The organism is Gorillibacterium sp. CAU 1737 (assembly GCF_039888655.1).
Taxonomy (GTDB): Bacteria; Bacillota; Bacilli; order Paenibacillales; family NBRC-103111; genus Gorillibacterium.
Genome location: NZ_JBDQQO010000005.1, coordinates 345,123 through 367,291, shown reverse-complemented (window position 1 = coordinate 367,291; position 22,169 = coordinate 345,123). Strand labels below are relative to the sequence as shown.

Here is a 22,169-nt window from a genome sequence, read left to right as displayed (position 1 = left end):
CTACCGGTTATGATTATGACATACCCACAATCATATGAAAACTATTCATATCGTATCTCTTCCATACGTTTTTCATATATCATACTTTCCCCTAAAGGAGGCTCACTCACCCGCATGGATATTCGCCAACTGACTTATTTTCTCGCGATCGCTGAAGAAGGACAGATTACCGCGGCCGCCAAGAGGCTCCAAATGGCGCAGCCTCCCCTCAGCCAGCAATTGCGACTGCTGGAGGAGGAGCTTGGTGTTAAGCTTGTGGAGCGAGGAGCGCGCAGCCTCCGGCTTACGCCCGCCGGGGAGTTGCTCCGGGAGCGCGCCGAGCAAATTCTCGCCCTCACCGACGCTGCTGTGAGGGAGATCGAGGACTATGCCAAAGGCCTAACGGGAACGCTCTCCATCGGAACCGTATCCTCCTCGGGTGCCGCCCTGCTTGAAGTCAGACTGTCCGAATTCCACCAGGCTTATGCAGGGGTAAAGTTCGAGCTGCACGAAGGCAACACGTTCGCCGTCCTGGACATGCTGCACAAAGGGATTGTCGAGGTGGGCATCGTGCGCACCCCCTTCCCCTCGGCCCCTTACGAATGCCTGTTTGTGGAGCCCGAGCCGATGAGCGCGGTCATGACCCGCGCGTTTACCATCGACGACAACACTGGCCCCATTCGGATTGAAGAACTGGCCAATCGGCCGCTCATCTATTACCGTCGCTTCGAACCGCTGATTCGGGAAGCCTGCGGCTTGGCCGGGTTTGAGCCGGAGGTGTTCTGCCTCAACGATGATGCCCGCACCACGCTCATGTGGGCCAATGCCAGCTTCGGCATTGGACTTGTCCCGGAATCGGCCGTTCGTCTCGCGGCAAGCGATAACCTGATCGTTCGCGAGGTGGCCTGCGACAGCTTGAAAACGCGCATCGCCGCCATCTGGCTGAAGGACCGCTATTTGTCTGCCCCCGCCAGCAAATTCCTCGAAGTGTTCGCCCGTTCGGCCAGCCCTCGCTGAGGAGGGCGTTAGGTTGTTGGGGTGACGTGATGATCCCCGTTCGAAAACTTGGGTAAGGAAAACACGCGTCAGGTTCGCACAAGCTGCTCACATGAAAAGAAGACTTCCCCTTAGCGAATTTCCTTTGCAGGGGAAGTCTTCTTTTGGGTTATCCTTTGTTGCGCAGACCGCACACGGCCAATCGAAGGGGTAATCCTGTCAAACGGGATGGAGCCCTGTGACAGGCGCAACGGATTCAAGGGGTATCAAGCTTCCAAGCAAAGGCACTGCAGACACCACGCGGCAAAAAGACGATCTGGCAGATCGCTATTACCTTACAGTCACCTTGTTTCGGGCCATTGCAAATAGCGATCTGGCAGATCGTTATTCCCCTCCATCTCGTCTCTTTCGTAGAAATAACGATCTGGTAGATACTTATCGCGCTCCAGTTGTCTGGTTTCGGGCCATTTCAAGCAAATAACGATCTGGCAGATCGTTATTTCCCTCCTTCTCGTCTCTTTCAGCGAAATAACGATCTGGTAAATACTTATCGCGCTCCAGTTGTCTGGTTTCGGGCCATTTCGAGCAAATAACGATCTGGCAGATCGTTATTTCTCTTCATCTCGCCTCTTTCGCCAAAATAACGATCTGGCAAATACTTATCGTGCTCCAGTTGACTGGTATCAATCAGGCCCCACCCAACCCCCCCGGCGACGTTGAGGAATCCTGCACATGTCACCTTTTCCAGCCCAACGCCCCGCAGCCTACCCCTGGCCGAACACGGGCACTGTCCCGATGGGCACGATCTGCACCCAGGTTTTGCCCGGAACAAGCGGCAGCTCCGCACCGTCTGCATAGACGCGGATGACTCCATCCTCTCGGTTCCAAGTGATGGCTCGCTCTTTCCCTTGCTGAATCAAATAGCCGTTGCCGCCACTGTTCACATCGACGGCCCGTCGCCCTTCGTTGTCAAGAATCTTATGGCTCGCCTCGAGGATCAGCAGATTGGCTGCCGTGAGCTGCTTCCCCGTCTCCTTGTCCAAGTGAGAGGCACCCGCCATGGAGCGCAGGTAGAGCCCCTGCTTGGCATCATACTCATAGCTGACCTTATAGCCGCTTATGTAGGGAATGGAAACCGTCGGAGCCGGCAACCACTCCGCGCCTCCCGTCAGCTCCGCTTCCGGTTCACCAAAACGCAGAATCGGGTCCGTCCACTCGGAGGAGAAGTTATGCCGAGCCGCGCCCTGCTGAATCTTTTCCCAAGAGGTGTAGAGGTTGTGAGGGGCCTTGCGATCCTTGGAGCGCCAAAAGGTTGCGCCGTCGGCATACACGCCATCCAAGTGGTCCGCCCTCAGCTTGACCATCATGTTCATGCCGTCCTGGCTCCAGCCCGCGTGTACGAGCATCGCGCCAAGACCGACGCCGATCTCGGCAAAATAAGGACGCATGCTTCGCACCGGTCCGATGACCTCCGGGTGTTCACTCTGGTAGATCGCCAGAAACCGCGTAATCTCGCCCTCCGCCAGCACCTCGTACACAAGATCGGCTTGATCGAGGCCGGTTTGAGGTCGGGCGGCCGGCGAATTCTCTACTGTGACGAGCACGGCGCGCGCCAAGCTCTTATCCGCAGCAGGAAGTCCGGTGAGCGACTGGCGGAAGGGCAGGAGCACCGTCGGTTCGGCGCTGGACGTGGCGGTGGCAACGGGGGACGTCAGGGGCGGAATGGAAGCCGTGGCTTCGGTCAGCGGCTTTTTCCCGCAGCCTGCACTCAGCAGGAGGGTGAAGCAAACCCCGGAGAGCAAGACAGCTCGACCCGGCTTGCGGTTAAGACGACTCATGGGCATCTCCTTCTCTGCGATCCTGACAAACGGACACGCACGTATCAAAGCTTCTGATACTAGCAGTTCGAGAACCGGATGCCAAAACCCTGCCGCATGAAAAAAGATCGGCCGTTCGGCCCCTCCCCAAGGAGAAGCCAAACGCCGATCTTCCGCCCGTCGACAGAGACCTGCTCCGCTCGACGCGTTTATCCGAATTGCAGCAGTTCCTTGAGCAGGCGGATCTGCTTGCGCTCTCCCGCGATGACGATGGTCGCGCCCGCAACGAGGCGATCCTCCGGGCCCGGATTGATCTTTTGCCCGTTTTTGCCGATAATGGCCAGCACCGTTGCGCCGGTCTTCGCCCGAACGTCGAGCTCGGCAATCGTTTTGTCTACGCTTTTGAAGGAGGCCTCCAGCTTGAACCAATCGATGACCAGCTCTTCGAGCGTCACTTCAATGTTCTCCAGCGCCTTCGGCTTGTAGGTCATGCCGCCGATGATGGCCGCCACCTGACGAGCCTCCTGATCCTCCAGCGTGACGAGCGAGATGCTCTCCTCCGGATCATGGTCGTCGTAATGGAACAGCTCGCGCCGTCCGTCGTCATGGATGACGATGACCAATTTATCACCGGAGCGGGCTTCGAGTTGATATTTTTTCCCCAAGCCCGGCAGTTCGGACTCACGAATAATTCCCATAGTGATTTTCCTCCATTATCAGATAGTGGGGTTGGCTTCGTCCTGCTCTCACGGTTGAGAAGCGGGAGAATCCTGCGATTTCCGTTTGGTCCATTTGAAGATGCGGTCGAGGAAACGGTATACGTGCTTCGATTCCTTCGTAAGCAAAGGACCGAGGATCGCGAGGATCAGCACGTAGAGCGCCGACAACGGACGTAGAATGGGCATCAGTCCCGCCGAGATGCCGAGGTTCGCCACGATGATCGTGAACTCTCCTCTGGCCATGACCGTGAGGCCGATGTTTGTCGACGCCTTATGCGACAAGCCCGCATTGCGCCCGGAAAGCATGCCGGAAACCACGTTGCCGATGATCGTCAACACAACGGCGATCAGGGCGAGGCCAACCGCACTGCCCAATGTTCTTGGATCGATGCCGAGCCCGAAGCTGAAGAAGAAGACAGCTCCGAAGAAGTCGCGGAACGGCACCACAAGATGCTCAATCCGCTTGCTGTGCTCGGTTTCGGATAACGCCAGCCCGAAGAGGAGCGCCCCGATGGCTTCCGCGACGTGCAGGGTCTCGGAAAAACCAGCGACGAAGAACAAGAGTGCAAAGACCACGATGATGAAGATCTCGTTCGACGTGATGTTAAGCAGGCGGTTTAGCACCGGCGGCCCAAAGCGGGCGATCACGAAGAACAGCAGCATGTATCCAACGGAGATGGCAACCGAGACGAGCACGCCTCCGACGGAGGTCGCTCCCCCGAGCAGAAGCCCGGACATCACCGAAAGGAATACCGCAAGAAAGATATCATCGAACAAAATCATGCCCAGGATCAATTCCGTCTCCGCGTTGCCGGTACGCCTAAGATCGACGAGAACCTTGGCCACGATCGCGGTGGACGAGACTGACATCATCCCGGCGATGATCAGCATTTCGTTAAACGGGAATCCGGCAAGATAGGCAAACCCGATGCCGAGACCAAAGTTGAGCAGCACGTACACACTGCCGCCAAACACGATGTTACGTCCTGATTTTATCAGCTTCGACACAGAGAATTCCAGCCCCAAATAAAACAGCAGGAACAATACTCCGATTCGGCCTAGAAATTCGATGAACGGCTGGCTCTCGATAAACCGAAAGTCAAAGATCCCGATCTTGGGCGCATGCGGCCCAACCACCATTCCAAGGACGATCAAAAATGGAATAATGGAAAATTTCAGTTTGTTGGCTAGCAAGGAAGCAAGCGCGACCAGGAGCAGGGCCGTTCCTACTTCAAACACCAAGTGATCCATAGAATCCCTCCCTCTTCTCTTTGTTTTATACATCTATTATACAGATAAATAAGCAAAAAACAAAACATTAACGAGAAAATGTTTGATTCTACGATTTTTTTTGCTCATTTTATTCATTTTTCCCGGTATACCACGAAAAATCGGGATGATCTCGCTTGATTCGGGATTCGTTCTCCAAGAGGAAATTGGAAACGGAAACTTTACAAAGGAAAAAGATGTGTTATAGTGGGGCTAACATCACTAGGGGGGCCAATAGGCTGAGATGGAGCAATGGAGCTCCGGACCCTTGGAACCTGAACTGGATCATACCAGCGGAGGGAAGTGAGTGGACCGGATCTGTCGCCTGTCTAACCTTTTATGATTCTATGGCGAATTCCCGACCCGTTCGTTTCCCTCTTGGGACCGAACGGGTCTTTTTTGTGCTCAAAGCTCCATCCTCATCGCGGCTGTTCCCCTCTTTGGAGAAAGGAGTCATCTTGTTGTCTCAAATGCTTGACGTCCATCGGATTTCCTATTCCTTTCAACCCGGAACAATACCGCCCGTTCTGTCGGAGCTATCCTTCTCCCTGCAGGCCGGGGATTTTGTCTCCTTGATCGGCCCGAGCGGAGCGGGCAAGAGCACCTTGTTCAAGCTTATTGCCGGACTGTTGGAGCCGGATGCGGGTGAGCTTTCCCTGTACGAAGCAGGCCCGGTTCCAGCAAAAGAGAGGCTCCGACATATCGGCTACATGCCGCAGAAGGATCTGCTGCTGCCTTGGAGAACCATCCTCGCCAACTGCCTGCTTCCCGGGGAGCTGGAGGCCAATCACGCATCCGCTTACTCTCCCGACCGCGTCCTGGCTCTGCTGGAGCGGTTTGGGCTCGGGACCGAGCGGGACTCCTACCCGGAGGAGCTGTCCGGCGGGATGCGGCAGCGCGCAGCCTTCCTGCGAACGGTCGCCACCGGTCGGCCTCTGCTCCTCCTCGACGAGCCATTCGGCGCACTCGATGCCTTGACCAAACAGGACATGCACCGCTGGCTGCTCTCCCTCTGGTCAGAGCTTGGGGTGACCGTGCTCTTCATCACGCACGACCTGGAGGAGGCACTTCTGCTCAGCGACCGTATCCTGATCCTAAACGGGAACGAGGGAGGGCTTAGCGAGACGGAGGTTCCGCTCGCTCGTCCCCGTTCCCCCGATGACCGGTTCACACCGGAATTCGTGAAGCTGCGGGAAGAGCTGGAGAGGCGGTTGCGTCCATGAGAACTCGACTGACACGAGGCACACGGACGACTCGACCTGTTCGACCAGCGCGAACATCCTGCTCTCCTCACCCATCCGGCCTTCGGAAAAGCGGCATGCGCATGCGCGTTGAAGCATACGGCCCCTTTCTAATCCTGGCAGCCTTGCTTGCCGCCGTGTGGGAGCTCGCAGCGCACCTGAATGCCGTGCCCGCTTACATCCTGCCCTCACCGTCCGCCATTCTTCGAGCACTCTTTGAGAACCGCCGCCTGCTGCTCGCCACCCACCTTCCGGTTACGGTGAACGAGGTGGTGATCGGGCTCGCACTCTCCACCGTCGGCGGAACCTTGCTTGCAGCCGGCATGAAGGCATGGCGGCCGCTGGAGCGTGCGCTCTACCCGATGCTCGTCATCAGCCAGACGCTGCCGCTCATCACCCTTGCCCCGGTCTTCATCCTCTGGTTCGGCTACTCGCTTGCAGGCAAGGTAGCGATTGCGGTCCTTACCGCCTTCTTCCCCATCGTCGTAGGAGCGTACGACGGGCTGTCGCGGGATTGCTCCGCCTACGTCGAGCTTCTGCGCGCCATGGGGGCGACTCGCCGTGAAATTTTCCTTAAGGTCCGCGTTCCATTCGCCTTGCCCGCGTACTTCTCCGGACTGAAGCTAGCCGCCGTCTATTCGGTAGTTGGCGCGACCATCGGGGAATGGCTCGGGGGCAGTGCCGGACTCGGGTATTACAGCCGCCGCATGTCGGCCAACCTGCACACCGCAGAGATGTTCGCTGCTGTCCTGCTGCTGTCCGTCCTCGGCATTCTCGGCTTTTCGCTCATTGCCCGCTTGGAAACCAAATTCGTCAACAGGAGGAACCTGAAATGATTCGTCGCACTCATCCTTTTTTCCCAAGAGCACTCGTGATCGCCCTTGTGCTGGTGTTCATCACCGGCTGTTCCATGGGCAATAGCAAGAAAGACGCGGCATCCAAAGCCGATGAACTCACGCTCATGCTGGACTGGTACCCGAACGCCGTGCATTCTTTCCTCTATGTAGCAGAGGAGAAGGGTATTTTCGCCAAGCACAACTTGAAGGTCAAACTGGAGATGCCCTCCGACACGAACGATGCCCTCAAGCTCGCAGCCGCAGGAAAAATCGATCTTGCCCTGAGCTACCAGCCGCAGGTGCTTCTGGCACGGGCGGAAGGCATCTCCGTCAAAGCCATCGCATCCGTTGTCCGCCATCCGCTGAACCACCTGATGGTGCTTGAAAACAGCGGCATCACCCGCCCTCGGGAGCTGGAAGGCAAGACCGTCGGTTTCTCCTCCATCCCACTCTATGAAGCGATGGTGAAGACGATGGTCAAAGCCGATGGGGGCGATCCCGGCAAGGTTACCCTTACGGACGTCGGCTTCAGCCTCATTCCGGCGCTCGCCACCAAGCAGACGGATGCCATCATGGGGGGCTTTGTCAATCACGAGAAGCTTCTTCTGGAAAAGGAAGGCCACCCGGTGAGCGCAATCGACCCGACGCAGTACGGGGTCCCCGATTACAGCGAGCTCGTGCTTCTGGCGAGCGATAACACCGTAACCAGCAAAAAGGATGCCCTCACTCGCCTTCTCGCCGCGCTGCAGGAAGCCCAGAAGGAAGTAGAGAGCAACCCTGGGGCTGCGCTCGATATCCTGCTGAAGCACGAAGACCAATCCTCTCCCCTGGACAAAGAGATCGAGGAAAAGAGCTTGGAGCTCCTTCTTCCGCTTATGACGGAGAAAAGCGCCCCCTTCGGCGCCCAGGATCCAGCCTCCTGGGAAGCCGTCCACCGCTGGCTCAGCGAGAACCAGCTCATCCCCGACAGCCTGCAAGCGAAGGATGCTTATACCCAGCTCTAACCAGAGCGTGTTTGCAGACACGCTCCAACTCACATCCCAAGGAGGAATCATCCATGAGTTATCTTGCCAAAATCCGCCAGGTTCATCCGCTCGTTCACAACATTACCAATATCGTCGTAGCGAACTTCTCCGCCAACGGTCTGCTCGCGCTTGGGGCCTCGCCGTTCATGGCGAGCGCAGTCGAGGAGGTCGCCGACGTCGCCCGCATCGCAGGGACCGTCGTGCTCAACATGGGCACGCTGGACAAAGCCTCCGTCGAGGCGATGCAGATCGCCGGACGTTCTGCCAATGAGCATGGCGTGCCCGTTGTCTTCGACCCGGTGGGAGCCGGCGCAACGCCGTACCGCACCGAGGTCGCCCGCACGCTGGCGCGCTCCATGAAGCTGGCCGCCATCCGCGGCAATGTCGCGGAGATCGCCAATGTCATCGGCGAGCCGTGGGAGATCAAGGGCGTCGATGCCGGCTCAGGCAGCGGGGATGTGCGGGCATTGGCGGCACGCGCTGCCAAGGAGTTGGGCACGGTCGTGGTCATTACCGGAGCAGAGGATGTCGTCTCCGATGGAGATCGAATCGTCGTCGCCGTGAACGGCCATCCGATCCTCACCCGCGTCACCGGGACCGGCTGCCTGATCAGCGCCGTCGTCGGGGCCTTCCTCGCGGTCGGACAGGACGACCCCGTTGAAGCAGCGCTGGAGGCGGTTACTTATTATGGCGTAGCGGCAGAGCAAGCTTACGCGAGCTTGGCAGAAGACGCGCCGGGCAGCTTCCAGATCGAATTCCTGAACCAGCTCGCGCAGGTCACCCCGGAACAGGTGCAAGAGCAGGGGAGGATCCTCCGATGAGGCCGGTCAAGGCCCTCACCATCGCCGGATCAGACAGCGGGGGCGGCGCCGGCATCCAGGCCGACTTGAAGACCTTTCAAGAGCTCGGCGTCTACGGCATGAGCGCCCTCACGGCGGTCACAGCCCAGAACACATTAGGCGTTCAGGGGGTTTACCCGCTGGATGCGGGGGCTGTCGCCCAGCAGCTCGATTCGATCGGGGAAGACCTGACGCCGGATGCCCTCAAAACCGGCATGCTCTTTAGCAGCGAGCTCATCCGTGTTGTGGCAGCCAAGATCCGTCACTACGGGTGGACGAATCTCGTCATCGACCCTGTGATGGTGGCGAAGGGCGGCTCTCCCCTTCTCCTCGAAGAAGCGGTCGCCGCTCTCCGGTCCGAGCTGCTGCCACTGGCCGAGGTTGTCACGCCGAACCTGCCGGAAGCCGAGATCTTGACCGGCCTTCCCATCCGTTCTCTGGCCGACAAAGAGGAGGCTGCTCGGCAACTGATCGGCCTCGGGGCACACTGCGCCGTCATCAAGGGCGGTCACGATCAGGCGGGGGATCGGACCGTCGACCTTCTCTACGACGGCCGCTCCTTCGACTACCTGGAGGCGCCGCGCATTTTAACCCCGCACACGCACGGAACCGGCTGTACCTTCTCCGCTGCCATCACCTCCGGGCTCGCATGCGGCATGCCGTTATCTTCCGCTGTTCGGCAGGCGAAAGCGTTCATCCAAGCTGCGATTGAGGATGGCTTGGGCATTGGAGGGGGCCACGGCCCCACCAACCACTTCGCCTACCAGCGAAGGCTTCGAAGGGAAATGGGCGGATTGAAAGTGGATCCCGATAAGATGCGCCGCTTGCTCGGTGTCTACTTCATCATGGGGAGCCCCAACACCGGCGGCCGGTCACCCGAGGAGGTTCTGCGAGAAGCCATCGCAGGAGGGGCCACGCTCTTTCAATTCCGCGAGAAGGGTCCAGGCGCGCTAGTGGGAAGCGACAAGCGCGATCTTGCCGCCCGCCTCCAAGGGATCTGCCGTGAAGCGGGCGTGCCCTTTCTCGTGAACGACGATGTGCCCCTCGCAGCCGAGCTTGGCGCCGACGGGGTCCATGTCGGCCAAAGCGACGAGCCGGCCGCCGCCATCCGCGCCGTCCTCGGCCTGGACAAAATCATCGGCGTATCGGCGCATACGCTTGCCGAAGCAAGACAAGCCATCCGGGACGGCGCGGATTACATCGGCGTCGGGCCGGTCTTCCCGACGTCATCCAAGGACGACGCCGAGGAAGCTTGCGGACCCGAAAGGATCGCGGAGCTGCGCGCCGCCGGTATCCGCCTGCCCCTCGTGGCGATCGGCGGCTTGACGCACGAGAACGGGGCCCGCGTCCTGGCGGCCGGCGCCGACGGCCTGTCCGTCATCTCCGCCATCGCCGGTGCGGCGGATGTGCGCGCCTCCGCTGCTGCCTTCGCCGCACTTCTCCGCTGATACAACAAAACTCCAGCCCTCTTTAGGGACTGGAGTTTTGTTCTTTATGACGGCGGGAGTGAGGAACGCACCCTGTATCATGCTGTGCAGCAGACTTCAGGCACCGTACCGCCATCCCGCTCCTTAAGCATCCGGCTCAATGTGCGTATGCACATGCTCGATCTGATGCGTGTCGTACAGGCGCCTTTCCACCACTTCCGTGATGTCGTGACTTTCCCCAACAGTCAGCTCCCGGGATACTTCCAGCGTCACATCCACCAGCGTGCTGTTGCCGTGAATCCGTGCCTTCAAGTCCTTGACGGAGAGGACACCGGGCGTTTCTTGAATCGTGGTGCGAATGCGAGACAGCTCGCGCTCGTCAAATCCGTCGGTCAAGCTGTGCGTTGCATCTCGGAAAATGTCCCAAGCCGTCTTGCAGATGACGACAGCGACGACAATGGCGGCGACCGGGTCCAGCCAGGGCAGTCCGAATCGAGAGCCGACGATACCGACGAATGCTCCGATGCTGACCAGCGCATCGGATCGATTGTCCTGCGCCGCCGCCCGAAGCGCATTGCTGTTCAACCTGCGGGCAAGGGCAATGTTGTACCGATATACGGCGTAGATAACAGCGGCGGCGAAAAGAGCCGTCCAAGCTGCAATCCAGTTGGGGGAAGCCGTCACTCCGTCGCGCAGCTTGCCAATGGCTTCCACCATAACCTGCAGGCCAACCGCCACCATGATCAACGAAGCGATGAGGGCCGCAACGGTCTCGGCTCGGCTGTGTCCGTAGCGGTGATCGCTGTCCGGGGGCTTGCGGGAGATCTTCAGCCCGATGAGGACAGCGAGGGATGCCGCGATATCCGTTGTATTGTTGAGACCATCGGCCGTGAGGGCTTCCGATCCGCTTAGGTTCCCTACAATTAACTTCAGCGCAGACAAAAAGAGATAAGCCGCAATGCTCAAGACGGCCCCTTTGTCCGCTTCATTGATTTTCCATTTCATTGTGTGTCCGGCTCCTATCCTCGGTCATTTCCTCGTTCGGTAACCAGCATACACGACGGTGTTCGGGTGGGTCTACAGAAACAGTTTTATCCGGCCGCTTAAGATTCATGCGAACGAAACAATATTGCCCGGCTCCAAAAAGACTGGTTGGAGACAGTCCAACCTGCATCAGGGGAGGGACAAACTGCGCTTCACACAAAAAAGCGCAGCCGCCCTCCACTGATTCTCTTCAGCAGGTGGAAGCTGCGCTGATTTCTCCTCAATGGATGAGAGCTGCGCTAATTCTCTAAACCGTAATCTCCTGAATGCGAAGTCCCGCAGCCTGGTTCAAATCAATGAACTCTTCCTCCACCTTGATGAGAGGCAGTTCGGGCCGATGCGGGTGGATGAGCACGACTTCTCCGCTTCGTCCATCGGTCAGAAGCACCTGATGCCCCACCGTGCGATGCATCACCTGTTCGAGAAACACGGAGGTGATGCGCGAATCGAGCTCCCCAAACAGCCCGGAGCGCATCTGGCTGATGATCTCATGGAAAGCGATCGGCTCGTGATAAGGACGCGTCGAGGACATGGCGTGGAAGATATCCGCCACGGCAACAATCTTGCTCAGCGGGTCCAGCTTGTCTTCTCGGATTCCAAACGGATACCCCCTGCCGTCAAGCCTCTCATGATGCTGGAGAGCGACCAGCGCAACACGATGACTAAGCCCCGGCGTGTCCCGTAAGATTTGGTACCCGTGAATCGTATGCTTCTTGATAAGCTCATATTCCTCATCGGTCAGCTTACCGGGCTTGGTTAAGATTTCTGCCGGAATCATCACCTTGCCGACGTCATGCAGGGTCGCGGCGATGGACAGCAGCCCGAGCTCCGTCTCGCTCAGATTCATCCAGCGCCCGATCAGTGTAGACAGAATGCCGACCCCGATATTGTGCGTGTAGGTATATTCATCCGTCGCTCGAACGGTATTGAACAGAGCGAATACGTCAGGATGCTTGGACAGCTCTTGAACCATCGGCAGGACATCCTGCCGGAAGGCCATCACCGGAACCTTGCGGGTCGTCTGGATGTTTTCGATTAAAGAACGAGAGGTGTTCACTAACACCGAGACCCTCTCTCGAGGAGAAGGGGGATTTTCCCCGGGTTCGCTTTCAAAGGTCAGCTCGCCCATGGATATTCGATGATTTCGGAGCAAGAGGAGATGCTCTTCCCGAAACACCGTTCCGGCCGCCAGCACGACCACCCCGAGGGCATTGTGAATATCTCGTTTGATGCGTTTTCCGATTTCCTGTTCCACCTTCATGGTAGGTCCTCCTCTGCGACTAGGGACATCAGGTACTCGATCACATCATTTGAAGCTTTTGTCAAATTTTCGGGCTTTGGGTTAAGAATACATGAAAAAAGGGACCACGAGTATGGTCCCTTTTTCCTAGACAAACCCTTTTCAAGAATGACAAGTGCAGGAATAGAAGCAACGTGTGATGCATGATATTGCCATTACTTTTGTTTACTATTATTTTCTAAGACGAACCACCGGTAATTTCTATGATGAGCGGGAGGAAAAACAGTGATCAGATCCATGCTGCAAATGTATCTCAAGAATAGTGTTGAAGCAGTCGAAATGTATCAAAAGGCTTTTGACGCCAAGGTATTAAATGAGAGTAAGAATGATGATGGAAGCTACCTTCATGCTGAATTAGAGGCTTTTGGGCAAGTGTTGGCAATATCAGAAGCACTTGATGAGAGAAAGATTGGGAATACGATGCAATTTTGCTTCCACTTGGGCGAAGGGAACGAAGAAGTTGTAAAGAGAGCCTATGACGTTTTAAAAGATGGTGCAAAGATTGATTTTCCGTTGGGACCCTGCTTTTTTAGTTCTTGTATGTTTGGCGTTGTCGATAAATTTGGAGTGAATTGGTGTATTTTTGTGTAATGATCCTCCACAAGATAAGCTTTGGGTAAGATACGTGAAAAAGGGACCCGAATGGGATCCCTTTTTCCTAGACGATTGAATGATTCGAGTAGGTTACACCATGATCTTGCAGATGGCGTTGGTGAAGTCCACCGGGTCCTCGACCGGGAGTCCTTCAATGAGAAGCGCTTGATTGTACAGCAGATTCGTGTACAGGGAGAGCTTCTCCTTGTCCTTCTCCGCCGCTTCCTTCAAGGAGCGGAACACCTCGTGGTTTACGTTGATTTCCAGCACCTTGTCCGCCTGGATGTCCTGGCCGTTCGGCATGGCGCGCAGCACCTTTTCCATCTCGATGCTGAGCTCGCCTTCGCTCGTCAGGCAAACCGGATGCGATTTGAGGCGCTTGGAGGCACGGACTTCCTTGATCTTGCCGCCGAGCAGTCCCTTCATTTCCTCGAAGAGACCGGCGTTCGCCCGATCCTCTTCCTCCGACTTCGGTTCATCCGACTCGATGCCGAGGTCGCCGGAGGACACATTGCGGAACTCCTTGTCCTTGTAATTCATAATCATCTTGAGGGCGAATTCATCGATATCGTCGGTCAGGTACAGAATCTCGAAGCCCTTGTCGGCAACCAGCTCGGTCTGCGGCAGCTTCTCGATGCGTTCGACGGATTGGCCGGTAGCGTAGTAGATGTATTTTTGGTCCTCGGGCATGCGGGAGACGTACTCGTCCAGGGTAACCTGCTTCTTCTCCTTGGAGGAGGTGAACAGCAGCAGATCCTGCAGCGTCTCTTTGTTCATCCCATAATCGCTGTAGACCCCGTATTTGAGCTGACGGCCGAACGATTCGAAGAACTTCTCGTACTTGTCGCGCTCGTCCTTTAGCAGGCTTTGCAGGGCGCTCTTGATCTTGTTCTGAATGTTCTTCGCAATCAGCTTGAGCTGGCGGTCATGCTGCAGCATCTCGCGGGAGATATTGAGCGACAGGTCCTCAGAGTCGACCATCCCTTTGACGAAGCTGAAATAGTCCGGCAGAAGATCCGCACACTTGTTCATGATGAGAACGCCGCTGGAGTAGAGCTCAAGCCCTTTTTCATATTCCTTGGTGTAGTAGTCAAACGGTGTGCTCTCCGGAATGTAGAGGATGGCATTGTACACGATGTTGCCGTCCACCTTCAGGTGAAGGTGCTTGAGCGGCTTGTCAAAGCCATACCGCTTCTCGGCATAAAAGGCTTCGTAATCCTCATCCGTCAGTTCGCTCTTGTTCTTGCGCCAGATCGGGACCATGCTGTTGACGGTCTCTTCCTCGCTAAGTTCCGTGTAAGTCGGTTCTTCTCCATCCTGGCTCTCGACCGGAACGCTCTTCGTGACGTCCATCTTGATCGGGTAGCGAATGAAGTCGGAGTATTTCTTGACGAGGGAGCGCAGGCGGTATTCCTGCAGGTACTCGTCGTAGCTTTCGTCCTCGGTGTTGGCCTTGAGATACAGCGTAATCACGGATCCGGCAGAGTCTTTGGCAGTTGGTTCAATGGTGTACCCGTCCGCACCGGTGGATTCCCACACATACGCCTCTTCGGAGCCGAATGCCTTGGTTGCCACGGTCACCTTGTCCGCCACCATGAACGCCGAGTAGAAGCCGACGCCGAATTGACCGATGATCGTGTGGTCGTCCTTCGTCTCATTCTCGCTCTTGAAGGCGAGGGAGCCGCTCTTCGCAATCGTGCCGAGGTTTTCCTCCAGCTCGTCCTTCGTCATCCCGATCCCGGTATCGGTGATCGTCAGCGTCCGGGCGTCCTTGTCCACGGTCAGCTTGATGAAGTAATCCTCTTTGTTGAAGACGAGCTTCTCGTCGGTCAGTGCTTTGTAATACATCTTGTCGATGGCATCGCTGGCGTTGGAGATGAGCTCCCGCAGGAAAATTTCCTTTTGCGTGTAGATGGAGTTGATCATCATCTCGAGAAGACGTTTCGATTCTGCTTTGAACTCTTGTTTGGCCATGAATCCAAAATCCCCTTTGCGTGATAGGTAGTTGGAATTAAACCGGGTGCAAAAAAGGTGCGCCGAAGACGGGAGTTCCCGGCAACAGCTCCTGATGCTTGGCCTCCTGTACCCGGATAAGAAGCGGGTGCTGTTAGCACTCCGAATAGTAGAGTGCTAATTCTTATTTAACACGTTTGAATTTGCGCTGTCAAGGTATGGGAAGGACTTCGGGAGGCGGGATGAATGAAGCGGGACAATACTTGGTCCGGCGGGAGGGGGAGATTGTCGGGAGCAGGGGGGGCTCAGGATAGACTGGGCGAGGGAAGGGGAGGGCTCCAAATAGCTATCTGGAGGATCGCTATTTGAACTGTGCCCGCCTCTTTCGGCGAATTAGTGATCTGGCGTATATCTAATTCATTGCGGTCGCACGTTTTCGTGTAATTTCAAGCAAATAGGTATCTGGGAGATCGCTATTTGGGGCGCTCCCACCTTTTTCGGCGAATTAGTGATCTGGCGATTATCTAATTCATTGCGGTCGCGCATTTTCGTGTCATTTCAGGCAAATAGGTATCTGGGGGATCGCTATTTGGACCGTGCCCGCCTCTTTCGGCGAATTAGTGATCTGGCGTATATCTAATTCATTGCGGTCGCACGTTTTCGTGTCATTTCAAGCAAATAGGTATCTGGGAGATCGCTATTTGAACTGCTCCCGCCTTTTTCGGCGAATTAGTGATCTGGCGTATATCTAATTCGATGAAACCGCATGGTCTACTATCGCTTTTGAGTAAATGGTGATACTGAGCTTCATTTTCTCTACACCCGGTCCCGCTCCGCTTCATCCGTCCTCCGTTACGCCAGTAGCCAACGGAGCTTCCACTGCAATCGGAGCACACCCGCAAAGCAAAAGACAGGAGTCTCTCCACCCGAGAGCCTCCTGTCGTATACGATGCATTCCTGCGAAGCTTAATGGGGATGCTGCCCCTTACACGACGAGATCGAACAGCAGGAACAGGTTGAGCGAAACGACGATAGCCGCAACTCCCCAGCCGAGGATCGTCGTGATCCTTCGGTTGACCAGCTCGCCCATGATCGCCCGGCTCGACGTAAACCGAATGAGCGGGATGAGGGCGAAGGCGATGCCGAAGGAGAGGACAACCTGACTCATCACGAGCGCTTTCGTCGGGTCCACGCCGGAGATGATGATGGCGAGCGGCGGCAGAACGGTGATAGCGCGGCGCAGGTACAGGTTGATGTGCTTGTTGATAAAGCCCTGCATGACCACATCCCCGGTCATCGTGCCCACAGACGAGCTGGCGAGGCCTGCGATCAGGAGAGCCAGACCGAAGGAGACCGCACCCATCGGACCAACCAGCCGGTCAAGTTCGGTGTAAGCGAGCGACAGGTCCTCGACGAGAAGGCCGTTCTTGTGGAACAGCGCCGCAGCGATGACGACCATCGACATGTTGACCGCCCCGGCCACCAGCATGGCGATGACGATGTCGATTAGCTCCATGCGGAAGATGCGCTTCTTCTCGCCAGGCGTTCGGCCGACGATGCGGTTTTGGGTAAGTGACGAATGAAGATAGATCGCATGCGGCATTACCGTTGCCCCGAGAATACCGGCGGCAAGCAGCACGCTATCGGTTCCCTGAAAAGCCGGGGTGATGATCCCTCGTGCGACCGCTCCCGCATCGGGTGCCGCAACGAAGACCTGAAAGGCGAAGGCCAAAACGACCATTAGGATCATCGCGGATATTCCCGCTTCGAGTGAGCGGTACCCGCGGCGCTGCAGCTCCAGAATAAGGAAGGAAGCAACCGCCGTGATGATCGCGGCGGGCAGCATGGGTATACCGAACAGCAAGTACAAGCCCAGCGCCGCTCCGATAAATTCAGCCAAGTCGGTCGCCATGATGACGAGTTCGCTTTGAATCCACAGCAAGATCGAGGAACGCTTCGAGAAGCGATCGCGGGCCACCTCCGGCAGATTCTTGCCGGTAGCAATGCCAAGCTTGGCAGATAACGATTGAATGAGCACCGCCATCAGGTTGGAGAAGGCGATGACCCAGAGCAGCAGATAGCCGTATTTGGAGCCCGCGGTAATATTCGTCGCAAAATTACCGGGATCGAGATAAGCTACAGCAGCAATAAAGGCGGGGCCCAGGAAGGGCAAAACCTTCTTCCACCCCTTGCTTTCTCCGCGAAGCACGGACTGTGCTGCCGCTTCCGTTTTGATTCGGCTTGCCGTTTGTTCCATCATGGCCATCCACCCCTTTCTCTTCTATGTTCTCTAGATGCATAATTGTTTGCCATGTGCAACTCTTGATGTCATTATAGTCCTCCACTACATAATTGTAAATAGATTCACTTTGGAATTAATATAATTTTCATGGAAGTGCTGTATTGTCACTTCGCTCATCTTTCGTTTCTATATGCAACAAAGCTTCACAATGTTAACGAATACCCAGTTGCTCATCAACTCAAGCATGGATTCAACGAAGCGATTAGCTGCCTGTGATCCCCCGCTTTGAAATCACCTGATAAGAGTTGACGAAATGAAAAGTGGGATGAACAGCCGAATGAACGGTTACAAATCGGTGGCTCCGGTAAAAGCAAAACGCAAAAAACTCCTCGCTCAAACCGCTGCAAATGCGGAAGTACGAGGAGTTCTGCCATCAGTCACTGGTCAAAAGGGAAGGCTTATTTCCACTCTGCGACCGTTTCGATCGGCAGGCGCACAGACGTGTAGCCTTCTTCGGCGGCTTTCCCGATGGAGAGCAGCATAACCGGTACATACCGGTCCTTGTCGAGACCGAACGCTTCAGCGATCTGATCCTTTTCGTAGCCCCCGATCGGGTTCGTGTCATACCCGTGTGCCCGAGCAACCAGCATGAGCTGCATGGATGCGAGAGCTCCGTCGATCACGACCGTTTCCCGGTTGATGGCTGCGGGCAGGTTGGCGAAGTGATTCGTCAAAGCGGCCATTTGGCGCTCCTTCACTTCTTGCGGCATGTAGCCGCGTTCTACTGCGGTGCTGTAAATTTGCTCCCCGTAGGAGAAGTTGTCCAGATCACCGAAGATGGCGATCACAGCGGCCGAGGTTTCCACTTGCAGTTGGTTGAACTTGGCCAGCGGAGCCAGCTTCGCCTTGCCTTCCGGGCTTTCAATGACCAGGAAGCGCCACGGCTGCATGTTCACCGAAGATGGAGCCAGTGTGGTTTCCTGAAGGATCTCCGTCATTTCTTCCTTGGAAATCTTGATGCTCGGGTCATACTTGCGGATGGAACGGCGGCCTTTTACAATCTCCGAAAAATTGTTGCTCTTGGTTACGGTGCTCATGAACTAACACTCTCCTTGGATAGGGTTATGGATTTAGATTTAGATTCGTTTCACATTCTCGCATAAGCGCTCCAGCATTAAAGCGAAGGCAGCGGCTTCCTCATCGGAAAAGCCGGACAGAAGCTCCTTCAGAAACTTCTTCTTATCCAAGCGGCAGCTCTCCATCCCGGCACGCCCCTTCTCCGTCAATGAGACGAGGGTTACTCTGCCGTCTGACGGGTCGGTTCGCCTTGCCACCAGGTCGCTCTCTTCCAGCCCCTTGAGATGGCGGGTTACCGCAGCAGCATCGATGCCCACCTGCTTCTGCAGAGCATTTTGACTGATGGGCCCAAGCTTGAACAGCAGTTGAAGCAAACGAAGTCGTGTCGGGCTGAGGCCCGCGTGCTTCTCAAATTTGGGACTGAGTCGCTGATTCAACTCCTGCAACAGCTCGAAGATGGTGTCATGGGCTTGCACGCTTCCTTCAGGAGGACCTTCTTGCTCCGTCAAATTGCACCTCCCTGCCGGCAAATGCCGGGGTGTTCCTCACTACCCCGTTATCATACGCTCATTTATTTGACCCGTCAACTAATTGAGTCCATGTTAATTTTGCGCAATATGGATATATCGCTCCAACAAGTCATCCAGAACGCCTGCGGAATGCCTGCCAGGCAAGAAAAAAAGCCTGTCAGGAGCACCGGCCTTTGACGGCGGCCCCATACAGGCGGTCTCATTGTTAGAATCTCCAATGCGAGCTTCTTTCTTGCTTCCATTACGAAACGCCAACGAATGCCATAGGCGAGGAGGATAAGGGTAGGCTTAGCTTGTTGCAGGTGGCGACAACTACAGGATCTATAGCGTCCTTTTAACGCAGGTATGGCTTGTTCCCGTACTCCTCTTCCTCCTGTTGCAGCACCTTTGGAACATCTGCCACATTCTTTGAGTTCCGCAGGTAGGAAATGAGGGCGAATGCCCCAGTGATGATGAGCGGGTAAACAATGGCTCGCCCCACGAATGGAAAGACGGCAAGCGAGCAAAAGCAAGACAGGGCGCAGATGCGGGTCTGCCAGGCCTTTCCCTTAAGCAGGCGCACACCGGCCGCTGTTCCGCTGATGTAAGTCAGAATAAAGGTGGCGTTGGGATACCGGATCAGCTCCTCCAGCGTCACCCATCCCCGTCCATAGGCGGTCATCACCACGAGGAAGCAGACCGCCAGGAAGGAAAGGCCGCCGATCGGCGTTGAGGTGCGGCGGGTCAGATGCGCCATTAAGCGAGGGGCTTCCCCGCGCTTGGCAAGCGAGTAGGCGAGCCGGGAAGCAGCCGATGTGTAAGCGATGATCGTGGCGGTACAGATGAACACGGCCACGATCCCGGTCGCCACCTCGCCGGCGCTGCCAAGCTTCGCGCCGATCATACGGCTGAGCGAGGCATCGGCATGGCCGTCGTGGTAGCTGGCCGTTCCGACCGTCGCCAGAGCGGTCAGCAGATACAAGGCGCCCAGCAGCAGGGCGGCGAGGGTTACCCCTTGAACCCCGGCCTTCTCGGGGTTCTTGAACTCGCCCGACAGGTGCGAGACGGCTTCCCAGCCGATGAAGCACCAGAACAAGAGCGCTGCCGCTTGCCCTACGCTCCCCCAGCCATGCGGCAGAAAAGGAGTGAACGAGGCGGCAGACAGATCCGGCAGCGAGACAGCGATGGCGGCGAGGAGTACGACGATGATGCCGATGACCACCGCCAGCTGCACCCCGCCTACCAGCTTCATCCCCGCCGCGTTCAAGAGAAGAGCAGCCGCCAGCATGGAGACGGCGATGCCGATGCGGTACGGCTCGCTAAGGCCCAGCGAGGCGGTCAAGTAACCGGCGCCGGTGAGCGCGGCCACCGGGGCTCCGATCGGAACCGAAGCGAGGAAGAACCAGCCGGTCAGCGCTCCCGCCTTCGGGCCGAAGGCCATTTCGGCGTAATGGGAGACGCCGCCCGCATCCGGGTATCGAGCGGATAGCAAGCCCATTGACAAGGCCATCGGCAGGATGAGCAGCACCATCAAGCCCCAGGCAAGCAAAGAGGCGGGACCCGCAATCTCGGCAGCGAGCCCCGGGACGATCAGAATCCCCGAGCCGAGCACGGAGCCGATATAAAGGGCCACCGCCTGCGGCAGCCCGATGGTTCTCTTGATCGTTCCACGTTCCACTGAATTCTCCATGATCTCGCTCCTTATTTCAATTGCTTTTCTCTTCATGCTAGCCGATACTGGAGCTATCAGTAAAACGGAACTTTTCGATGCAATCGATCGGCTCATCCGATAGAAGGAGGAACAAGTATGGAGCTTCGCCATTTGCAGACCTTCCTGGTCGTCGCGGAGGAGGACGGCTTTACCCGAGCTGCCGCTCGGATGGGCTATGCCCAGTCGAGCATCACCGCCCAGATTCAATCGTTGGAGGCCGAGCTCGGGGTTCCCTTGTTCGATCGACTCGGCAAGCGGATCGTATTGACGGAGGCGGGCCGCCGCCTTCTGCCTCATGCCAAGGATATGGTGCGCATGCACGGGGCGATCCGGGAAACAGTGGTGCTGGAGGAAGAACCAGCCGGCTGCTTGACCATCGGCGCTCCCGAATCGCTCGCCGCCTTTCGACTCCCTGCTGTGATTCGCGAATACAAGCGGCGGTTTCCGCAGGTGAAGCTCATCCTGAAGCCGGGAAAATGCACCGAGCTGAAGGAAATGGCGCGAACAGGCGAGACAGACCTCTCCATCCTTTTGCAGCCCAAGCTGGTGGACCCCGACCTCATTATCGAAAATCTGGTGGAGGAGCGGATGGCCCTGATCGCCTGCCCGGAGCACCCGTTGGTAAAGGCGAGCGTGGTCACGCCGGAGGAGCTGCGCAATGAGGTGCTGCTATACACCGAGACCGGGTGCACCTACCGCGAGGAGTTTGAGCAGGAGCTTCGCGTCTGCGGGGTCAGCCCCGAGGTCGACCTGGAGTTCTTCAGCATCGAGGCGATCAAAAACTGCGTCATGCTGGGCCTCGGCCTCTCGCTCGTCCCCCTTGTCTCCGTTCAGCGCGAGCTGGCGGAGGGCAAGCTTTGTTGTCTGCAATGGGACGACCGCTCGCAGCGGATGACGACCCAAGTTGTCTATCATCGCAAAAAATGGGCGACTCCCGCGCTCAAGGAATGGCTCGCTCTACTCAGCCGCTATGCGGAAGGATGGAGGGAAGAAGGCCAGCGGGAAGAAAGGTGGTTGGAAGAAGCGAGGAACGGACGCAACAGCAGCCTTGCATAACCAGCTAAAAAAGAGGAGACATCGCCATCCATCGGCAATGTCTCCTTCGCTTATGGGGTATCTTTTGCGATGCGGACGCGACCCCCTTCATTACCGGGACTTCCTTCTGGGGACCGCGCGGAATCTGGCCTCAATCTCCCGCATTTGTGGCGTCACCCGATAGACATCCTCCAGGTCTGACTCTTCCAGGACCGACCAGTATTTCACCGTATTGCGATGGATCTTGTACTCATGCTCCAGATGGGCGACGATTCTTGGCCACTCGTCCTTTTCTTTATCTGTTTTCTTCATCCGCAGCCATTCCTCGTAGGAAGAAACGATGATGATCATCAAGGTGAATTTTTCGTCGACGGTCAGCTCTTCTTGCTCGTACACTCGTAAGAACTCATCCAGGCGGTTCTCATCTGCGGCGACATACTCCCAATCCGCTCCGATCTGGTTGGCGATGTCAGAAAACACGATCAGCCGCTCCAGTCCTAAGCGGGCCTCGTAGCTTGTGTAACGGGGATATTTCATCCGGGACCTCACCTTCACC

19 protein-coding genes, 1 pseudogene and 1 riboswitch are annotated in these 22,169 nt (G+C 56.7%); of the genes and pseudogenes, 9 read left to right on the top strand and 11 right to left on the bottom strand.

Features of this window, described 5'->3' with window-relative positions; translation table 11 throughout:
• Window positions 1–114: 114 nt before the first annotated feature.
• A complete protein-coding gene (locus tag AAFN83_RS13340; RefSeq protein ID WP_347770118.1) occupies window positions 115–996 on the top strand; it encodes a LysR family transcriptional regulator in 882 nt (293 codons plus the stop codon).
• Window positions 997–1,739: 743 nt separating this feature from the next.
• Here the strand turns inward: AAFN83_RS13340 and AAFN83_RS13335 are convergent.
• The 3 genes from AAFN83_RS13335 to AAFN83_RS13325 form a co-directional block, all read right to left on the bottom strand.
• Window positions 1,740–2,813: a DUF3048 domain-containing protein gene (locus tag AAFN83_RS13335; protein ID WP_347770116.1), complete on the bottom strand. Its 1,074-nt coding sequence runs from the start codon at window positions 2,811–2,813 to the stop codon at window positions 1,740–1,742.
• Window positions 2,814–3,001: 188 nt separating this feature from the next.
• Window positions 3,002–3,490: a cation:proton antiporter regulatory subunit gene (locus AAFN83_RS13330; protein WP_347770114.1), complete on the bottom strand. Its 489-nt coding sequence runs from the start codon at window positions 3,488–3,490 to the stop codon at window positions 3,002–3,004.
• A 48-nt stretch (window positions 3,491–3,538) separates the two neighbouring features.
• Complete coding sequence (locus tag AAFN83_RS13325; RefSeq protein ID WP_347770112.1) at window positions 3,539–4,762, bottom strand: cation:proton antiporter; 1,224 nt, start codon at window positions 4,760–4,762, stop codon at window positions 3,539–3,541.
• Between the two features lie 232 nt (window positions 4,763–4,994).
• Window positions 4,995–5,099: riboswitch (TPP riboswitch) on the top strand.
• A gap of 151 nt (window positions 5,100–5,250) precedes the next feature.
• Here AAFN83_RS13325 and AAFN83_RS13320 point away from each other — a divergent pair.
• From AAFN83_RS13320 to thiE, 6 genes and pseudogenes are all read left to right on the top strand, one after another.
• Window positions 5,251–6,003: an ABC transporter ATP-binding protein gene (locus tag AAFN83_RS13320; RefSeq protein ID WP_347770218.1), complete on the top strand. Its 753-nt coding sequence runs from the start codon at window positions 5,251–5,253 to the stop codon at window positions 6,001–6,003.
• Window positions 6,004–6,104: 101 nt separating this feature from the next.
• A complete protein-coding gene (locus AAFN83_RS13315) occupies window positions 6,105–6,857 on the top strand; it encodes an ABC transporter permease (RefSeq protein WP_347770110.1) in 753 nt (250 codons plus the stop codon).
• Entirely contained in the window at window positions 6,854–7,861 is a 1,008-nt protein-coding gene (locus AAFN83_RS13310) for an ABC transporter substrate-binding protein (protein ID WP_347770108.1), read from the top strand. The genes AAFN83_RS13315 and AAFN83_RS13310 overlap by 4 nt, the downstream gene beginning before the upstream one ends.
• Window positions 7,862–7,914: 53 nt before the next feature.
• On the top strand, window positions 7,915–8,703 hold the full coding sequence (gene thiM / locus AAFN83_RS13305; protein ID WP_347770106.1) for a hydroxyethylthiazole kinase: 789 nt from the start codon (window positions 7,915–7,917) through the stop codon (window positions 8,701–8,703).
• Window positions 8,700–9,500, top strand: a pseudogene (gene thiD / locus AAFN83_RS13300) (bifunctional hydroxymethylpyrimidine kinase/phosphomethylpyrimidine kinase); the annotation flags it as partial. The gene thiM and the pseudogene thiD, both read left to right, overlap by 4 nt.
• A 6-nt stretch (window positions 9,501–9,506) precedes the next feature.
• Complete coding sequence (gene thiE, locus AAFN83_RS13295) at window positions 9,507–10,169, top strand: thiamine phosphate synthase (RefSeq protein WP_347770216.1); 663 nt, start codon at window positions 9,507–9,509, stop codon at window positions 10,167–10,169.
• Window positions 10,170–10,292: 123 nt separating this feature from the next.
• On the opposite strand, the gene AAFN83_RS13290 is transcribed toward thiE, so the two are convergent.
• Window positions 10,293–11,153 carry a cation diffusion facilitator family transporter gene (locus AAFN83_RS13290; protein ID WP_347770104.1) on the bottom strand — a complete coding sequence of 287 codons (861 nt, stop codon included), beginning with the start codon at window positions 11,151–11,153 and terminating at the stop codon, window positions 10,293–10,295.
• A 286-nt stretch (window positions 11,154–11,439) separates the two neighbouring features.
• Window positions 11,440–12,453, bottom strand: coding sequence for an HD-GYP domain-containing protein (locus AAFN83_RS13285; protein WP_347770102.1), 1,014 nt, complete (start codon window positions 12,451–12,453; stop codon window positions 11,440–11,442).
• 264 nt (window positions 12,454–12,717) lie between these two features.
• Here AAFN83_RS13285 and AAFN83_RS13280 point away from each other — a divergent pair, with 264 nt between their 5' ends.
• Window positions 12,718–13,083 carry a VOC family protein gene (locus tag AAFN83_RS13280; protein WP_347770100.1) on the top strand — a complete coding sequence of 122 codons (366 nt, stop codon included), beginning with the start codon at window positions 12,718–12,720 and terminating at the stop codon, window positions 13,081–13,083.
• Between the two features lie 93 nt (window positions 13,084–13,176).
• Here AAFN83_RS13280 and htpG read toward each other — a convergent pair whose 3' ends face one another.
• The 5 genes from htpG to AAFN83_RS13255 form a co-directional block, all read right to left on the bottom strand.
• A complete protein-coding gene (gene htpG, locus AAFN83_RS13275; protein ID WP_347770098.1) occupies window positions 13,177–15,060 on the bottom strand; it encodes a molecular chaperone HtpG in 1,884 nt (627 codons plus the stop codon).
• 964 nt (window positions 15,061–16,024) lie between these two features.
• On the bottom strand, window positions 16,025–17,299 hold the full coding sequence (locus AAFN83_RS13270) for an Nramp family divalent metal transporter (RefSeq protein WP_347770096.1): 1,275 nt from the start codon (window positions 17,297–17,299) through the stop codon (window positions 16,025–16,027).
• A gap of 440 nt (window positions 17,300–17,739) precedes the next feature.
• The gene (locus AAFN83_RS13265; protein ID WP_347770094.1) at window positions 17,740–18,378 is read right to left on the bottom strand and encodes a nitroreductase family protein; all 639 of its coding nucleotides are present in this window, start codon (window positions 18,376–18,378) and stop codon (window positions 17,740–17,742) included.
• Between the two features lie 39 nt (window positions 18,379–18,417).
• Window positions 18,418–18,867 (bottom strand): MarR family winged helix-turn-helix transcriptional regulator, encoded by a 450-nt coding sequence (locus tag AAFN83_RS13260; protein ID WP_347770092.1) that lies wholly within the window; start codon window positions 18,865–18,867, stop codon window positions 18,418–18,420.
• Window positions 18,868–19,222: 355 nt separating this feature from the next.
• On the bottom strand, window positions 19,223–20,557 hold the full coding sequence (locus tag AAFN83_RS13255) for an amino acid permease (protein WP_347770090.1): 1,335 nt from the start codon (window positions 20,555–20,557) through the stop codon (window positions 19,223–19,225).
• 117 nt (window positions 20,558–20,674) lie between these two features.
• Here AAFN83_RS13255 and AAFN83_RS13250 point away from each other — a divergent pair, with 117 nt between their 5' ends.
• The gene (locus AAFN83_RS13250; RefSeq protein ID WP_347770088.1) at window positions 20,675–21,634 is read left to right on the top strand and encodes a LysR family transcriptional regulator; all 960 of its coding nucleotides are present in this window, start codon (window positions 20,675–20,677) and stop codon (window positions 21,632–21,634) included.
• Window positions 21,635–21,724: 90 nt separating this feature from the next.
• Here AAFN83_RS13250 and AAFN83_RS13245 read toward each other — a convergent pair whose 3' ends face one another.
• Complete coding sequence (locus AAFN83_RS13245) at window positions 21,725–22,150, bottom strand: hypothetical protein (protein WP_347770086.1); 426 nt, start codon at window positions 22,148–22,150, stop codon at window positions 21,725–21,727.
• Window positions 22,151–22,169: the final 19 nt, after the last annotated feature.

Bases quoted from the DNA above. Each gene is read 5' to 3' on its own strand.
- AAFN83_RS13255 (WP_347770090.1), bottom strand. From the start codon at position 20,557: ATGGAGAATTCAGTGGAACGTGGAACGATCAAGAGAACCATCGGGCTG.
- AAFN83_RS13250 (WP_347770088.1), top strand. From the start codon at position 20,675: ATGGAGCTTCGCCATTTGCAGACCTTCCTGGTCGTCGCGGAGGAGGAC.
- AAFN83_RS13310 (WP_347770108.1), top strand. From the start codon at position 6,854: ATGATTCGTCGCACTCATCCTTTTTTCCCAAGAGCACTCGTGATCGCC.
- AAFN83_RS13315 (WP_347770110.1), top strand. From the start codon at position 6,105: ATGCGCGTTGAAGCATACGGCCCCTTTCTAATCCTGGCAGCCTTGCTT.
- thiE (WP_347770216.1), top strand. From the start codon at position 9,507: ATGGGCGGATTGAAAGTGGATCCCGATAAGATGCGCCGCTTGCTCGGT.
- htpG (WP_347770098.1), bottom strand. From the start codon at position 15,060: ATGGCCAAACAAGAGTTCAAAGCAGAATCGAAACGTCTTCTCGAGATG.
- AAFN83_RS13265 (WP_347770094.1), bottom strand. From the start codon at position 18,378: ATGAGCACCGTAACCAAGAGCAACAATTTTTCGGAGATTGTAAAAGGC.
- AAFN83_RS13335 (WP_347770116.1), bottom strand. From the start codon at position 2,813: ATGAGTCGTCTTAACCGCAAGCCGGGTCGAGCTGTCTTGCTCTCCGGG.
- AAFN83_RS13320 (WP_347770218.1), top strand. From the start codon at position 5,251: ATGCTTGACGTCCATCGGATTTCCTATTCCTTTCAACCCGGAACAATA.
- AAFN83_RS13285 (WP_347770102.1), bottom strand. From the start codon at position 12,453: ATGAAGGTGGAACAGGAAATCGGAAAACGCATCAAACGAGATATTCAC.
- AAFN83_RS13270 (WP_347770096.1), bottom strand. From the start codon at position 17,299: ATGATGGAACAAACGGCAAGCCGAATCAAAACGGAAGCGGCAGCACAG.
- AAFN83_RS13330 (WP_347770114.1), bottom strand. From the start codon at position 3,490: ATGGGAATTATTCGTGAGTCCGAACTGCCGGGCTTGGGGAAAAAATAT.
- thiM (WP_347770106.1), top strand. From the start codon at position 7,915: ATGAGTTATCTTGCCAAAATCCGCCAGGTTCATCCGCTCGTTCACAAC.
- AAFN83_RS13245 (WP_347770086.1), bottom strand. From the start codon at position 22,150: ATGAAATATCCCCGTTACACAAGCTACGAGGCCCGCTTAGGACTGGAG.
- AAFN83_RS13290 (WP_347770104.1), bottom strand. From the start codon at position 11,153: ATGAAATGGAAAATCAATGAAGCGGACAAAGGGGCCGTCTTGAGCATT.
- AAFN83_RS13325 (WP_347770112.1), bottom strand. From the start codon at position 4,762: ATGGATCACTTGGTGTTTGAAGTAGGAACGGCCCTGCTCCTGGTCGCG.
- AAFN83_RS13340 (WP_347770118.1), top strand. From the start codon at position 115: ATGGATATTCGCCAACTGACTTATTTTCTCGCGATCGCTGAAGAAGGA.